At 65.7% G+C, this 4,191-nt stretch carries 4 protein-coding genes and 2 pseudogenes; 5 read left to right on the plus strand and 1 reads right to left on the minus strand.

What is annotated here, in order from left to right; genetic code table 11:
• The 5 genes and pseudogenes from AB4039_RS41585 to AB4039_RS41605 form a co-directional block, all read left to right on the plus strand.
• Positions 1–1,181 (plus strand): annotated as a pseudogene (locus AB4039_RS41585) (IS30 family transposase); the annotation flags it as partial.
• A gap of 7 nt (positions 1,182–1,188) precedes the next feature.
• Positions 1,189–1,488 (plus strand): annotated as a pseudogene (locus AB4039_RS41590) (integrase core domain-containing protein); the annotation flags it as partial.
• Between the two features lie 735 nt (positions 1,489–2,223).
• Complete coding sequence (locus tag AB4039_RS41595) at positions 2,224–2,370, plus strand: hypothetical protein (RefSeq protein WP_442273232.1); 147 nt, start codon at positions 2,224–2,226, stop codon at positions 2,368–2,370.
• Between the two features lie 222 nt (positions 2,371–2,592).
• On the plus strand, positions 2,593–3,099 hold the full coding sequence (locus AB4039_RS41600; protein WP_442273233.1) for a hypothetical protein: 507 nt from the start codon (positions 2,593–2,595) through the stop codon (positions 3,097–3,099).
• Between the two features lie 302 nt (positions 3,100–3,401).
• A complete protein-coding gene (locus AB4039_RS41605; RefSeq protein WP_442273234.1) occupies positions 3,402–4,010 on the plus strand; it encodes a helix-turn-helix domain-containing protein in 609 nt (202 codons plus the stop codon).
• Here AB4039_RS41605 and AB4039_RS41610 read toward each other — a convergent pair.
• On the minus strand, positions 3,987–4,191 hold a 205-nt coding region (locus tag AB4039_RS41610; RefSeq protein ID WP_442273235.1), incomplete at its 5' end, for a hypothetical protein. The two genes, AB4039_RS41605 and AB4039_RS41610, sit on opposite strands and share 24 nt — an antisense overlap.

Consider the following 4,191-nt stretch of genomic DNA (forward strand, 5'->3'; position numbering starts at 1 on the left):
TCGGGCAGGTATCTGTGGTATCTGTCGTTCTCTGAGCGGGAGGAGATCGCGCTCCTCAACGCCCGAGGCAAGGGCATCCGTGAAATCGCCCGGCAAGTCCGCCGTGATCCGGCGACGATTTCCCGTGAGTTGCGGCGCAACACAGCCACGAGAAGCGGGAAGCTCGACTACCGGGCATCGGTCGCGCAATGGAAATCGGACATGCCCGCACGCCGCCCGAAGACATCGAAGCTGGCCGCCGATCCGCGGCTCCATGCGTACGTCCAGGAGCGACTGTCCGGAGGGATCCGCACGCCTGGCGGCACGGCGATCGCAGGACGGCGACAGGCGCGTGGACGGGGCGGAACAAGCCGCATCGCAAGGATCGCGCGTGGGTTCAGGCGTGGAGTCCGGAGCAGATCGCGAACCGGATCAAGCTTGATTTCCCGGATGATGAGTCCATGCGTATCAGCCACGAGGCGATCTACCAGGCTCTCTACATTCAGGGCCGCGGGGCACTGAAGCGGGAGCTGATCCTGTGCCTTCGCACGGGCCGCGCGCTACGCGCCCCGCGTGCTCGTTCGCGTCGCAAGACCTGGGCACATGTGACGCCCGAAGCGTTGATCAGTGAACGGCCTGCCGAAGTCGAGGACCGTGCCGTTCCTGGCCACTGGGAAGGCGATCTGATCATCGGGCTGGAGCGGTCCGCGATCGGCACTGTCGTCGAGCGGTCGACTCGATTCACGATGCTGGTGCACCTCCCGCGCGAGGAAGGTTACCGGCACAGGCAATCGGTTAAGAACGGCCCCGCACTGGCCGGTTATGGGGCGATGACGACGAAGACCGCACTCGCCCATATGATGTCGACGCTGCCCGAACAGCTGACACGATCGCTGACCTGGGATCGCGGCAAGGAGATGTCGGCCCAAGCGCAATTCAGAGTCGAGACCGGCATTCCCGTGTTCTTCGCTGATCCGCATAGTCCGTGGCAGCGCGGCACGAACGAGAATACCAACGGGCTCTTGCGCCAGTACTTCCCGAAAGGAACCGATCTCTCGAGATGGTCCGCTGAGGAAGTCGAGGCCGTCGCTCACACCCTCAACAGCAGACCCCGCAAGACTCTCGGTTGGAAGACACCTGCCGAGGCATTCAACGAGCAGCTAAAATTGCTTCAACAGGCTGGTGTTGCAACGACTGATTGAATCCGGTCAATATACGAGTAGATCTTTCGCTGAAATCTGCAGGTAAGCAGGGGTCCGGCAGAGCATGGGCGCGATCGGATCCAGTGCGGACAACGCCGCCGCGGAAAGCTTCAACGCCGCCTTCAAGAGAGAGACGCTCAAAGGCCGGAAGGCCTGGTCGAGCGAGCGTGAGGCCAGACTCGACGCCTTCCGATGGCTGACCCGATACAACACCCGACGCCGACACTCCCGCCTCGGACACCGCAGCCCCATCACCGACGAAGCCGCACTCGAAGCACCACCAACTACGCTGGCATCAGCCGCATAAACCGTGTTCAGGATTCGGGGTCAAGGCCCGCCGGGCCAGATGATGTCGCGGCCGCTCGTCGAGGCCCTCGCCCCGATCCGCAAGCAGATCAAGAAGACCGCCGGCCAGCTCAAGGGCCTCAGGGACCGGGGCTGGCATCCGGGGTACCCGAAGGATGTCGGTTCCTGCCGTGACCGAGCCTCCTTCCCGAGCGAGTGCCCAGCCAATGCCTTTGGCGGATGGAGTTCCGGCGGGGTAACAGTGCCATGCCGTGGGGCGCGGGTTGCGGGGGGTACGGAAATCTGGGGCGCGACGTGATTTTAGGGAAATTGGTTCACCCTTGAGTGTGACGTCTGTTCGGGTGATCCGCACGGATTCCCGGCCGTGACAGTCGTTTTCCGCCCAGCTCGGTCTGGTTGATGTGCCAGCGTGAGCGGAATCGCTAGAAACCTGTTCTGTCTTGTCGTCGCCGACAGCTCCGGGCGCGTCCGGGCGCGATATACGGTGCGGCGATGCCGTCTGATGAAAGAGCTAGGACGGCCGGGGGAGGCGTGTTTCGCTGAGCCTGATCCCCCGGTGTGCGGGACTCCGGGGCGGGCATGCCCCGAAGTCCCGCGGGGGTTCGACCATCGCGTACCCCGTCAAAGGAACGACATGATCGAACGTGCAAGTAGGCCCTTGCGGCCGGTGATCCCCCGATTTAGCATTCCGGTCCCGCCCCCGCTCGAAACACATTTCCGCGCCTTCTTTTCCGGTGTGGTGCGTTGGTCGTCGCTGCTGACGACGCTGCTTGTCGTCGGGGTGGTGACCGGGCAGCTGGACGAGTCCGCGGTACTGGCAGCCACCCCGCTGGTCCTCAACGACCGGACGGCCCTGCTGTTCAGGGTGGCGCTGCGCCGCTGATGCCCCGGCCGCCGCCTCGTCTTGTGGGGCGTGTCGGGCTGAAGTGCCGGGCCGGGGCCGCTGCCAGCGGCCCCGGCCCTTTTCTTCCGTAGCCCCTTCGGCCCCGACTCGTTCCGGGCCCGAGTGCCAGCCTGTACCTGCACCCATCCAGCGGCATCAGATCCGGCCAAGTCCACGGTCCGCCAGCCGGACCATCCCTTGGCACCCGAGCAAGGACTTTCCATGATCACGGCATTTTCCGGCCGCGTTCCCCATGCTTCCCCGGCCCCGGAGGCATGCGGGACCGGGGCAGCCGCTCGAACGGGGCGCAAGGATGTCCGGGCCGCCGAGCAGACAGCCCGCACGGCGTTCAAGGCCCGATTCGATTCCGCCTACCGCCAGTACGCGGCCGTCCGCCTCGGAGACGATGACGCGGGGGACGTCGTCGAGGCGGTGTGGAAGCAGATCGAGCTGGGCTGGGCAGGCCTGCTGCGGTGTCCCTCGCCGGCGGGCGGCGCCTGGACACTGCTCTCCCGTGCTGTCCACGCCAGCCCGGCCAGGCCCCCCTCCCCGCTCGACAAACTCCCGCGGCCGGCAGCCGACGCCTTCCTGCTGCGGCACTGCGTGGGCCTGGAAGCGGACCGGGCGGCCGAGGCGATGGGTATGGAACCGGCCGCGTTCGAATCGCTCTACCGCAGTGTCGTGCCCCGCCCCGGCAGCGGAAATCCCCCCGGCATATTTGACCGCTGATCACGGGACCGGCGCATTCGCGTGCGCCCTACCAGCACGAATACACACCCGAAGAGATCTCGCCGGTTTTCCGAAGAACGAATCCACCCCGCGGCGTGGGCAGGTATTTTCACAAGGGGCTCGCCCCCTATGATGAACGCTTTTCCGCCCACGAACCCGCCAACCCCGCTACCCGCCAGCGGGGCAGGCCGCCGTGCCCCAGGGGGAGCCTGTGCCCATCGACGTCACCAAACCTAGTGTCTCGTGATTCCGTCAGCGTTACTTGATCTCGCGTGTCTCGTTCTATTGGCATGGAGCTCTCTTTGGAACAGACCGCCGAGTTGCGTGAGTTGGTGAACAGCCGGAACGTGCCTGCGGATATAGCGACGCGGGGCCGGATCGTCCTGTGGTCGAGCGAGGGGCGTCGACGCAAGGACATTGCCGGGCTGCTCGGAGTGTCACTGCCGACCGTGGACCGCTGGAAGGCCCGCTATGCCGAGCACGGACTGGCCGGGCTGGAAGGTGACCGCCGTGGCGGAGCCCGGGAACGCGTGCGGGCTCGGGTGATTGCGCTGACGCGCATGATGCCGCCGACACGCGACCTCGTCTCCGGGAAACTCACCATCGAGCGCGTCTACCTGATCACCAGCCTGGGACCGGGCGAAGCCACCGGCGCACAACTCGCGTCGTGGATCAGAGGGCACTGGGGCATCGAGAACCTTCTGCACCACGTCCGGGACCGGACGTTCCGCGAGGACGACTCCAAATTCCGCACCACGCACCTACCTCGGATCATGGCCGGCCTGCGCAACCTCGCCATCGGGCGTCCACCGGCAGGACGGCCGCACCAACATCGCCGCCGCCCTCCACCACACCGCTCGCGACCACTGTCGGCCCCTCGGCCCCTGTCAGCCCTCGGTCTCACCGGATGACGAACCCGGAGAGGCCGCGTTCACGGAAAGACCCTGGTCCCAGATGATGCGCGACGTGTGATTTTCAGTGGTTGGCGACAGGGCTTTCAGTAGGTGTTTTTGCTGGTGGGCGGGTTGCGGGGTGTCGTTCTTCTGCTGAAGGCCGGTGTCGTTTCCCGCTGAAGGTCTGCTGTCGCGTGTG

The sequence above is a fragment of the Streptomyces sp. M-16 genome, assembly GCF_052114405.1.
Taxonomy (GTDB): Bacteria; Actinomycetota; Actinomycetes; order Streptomycetales; family Streptomycetaceae; genus Streptomyces.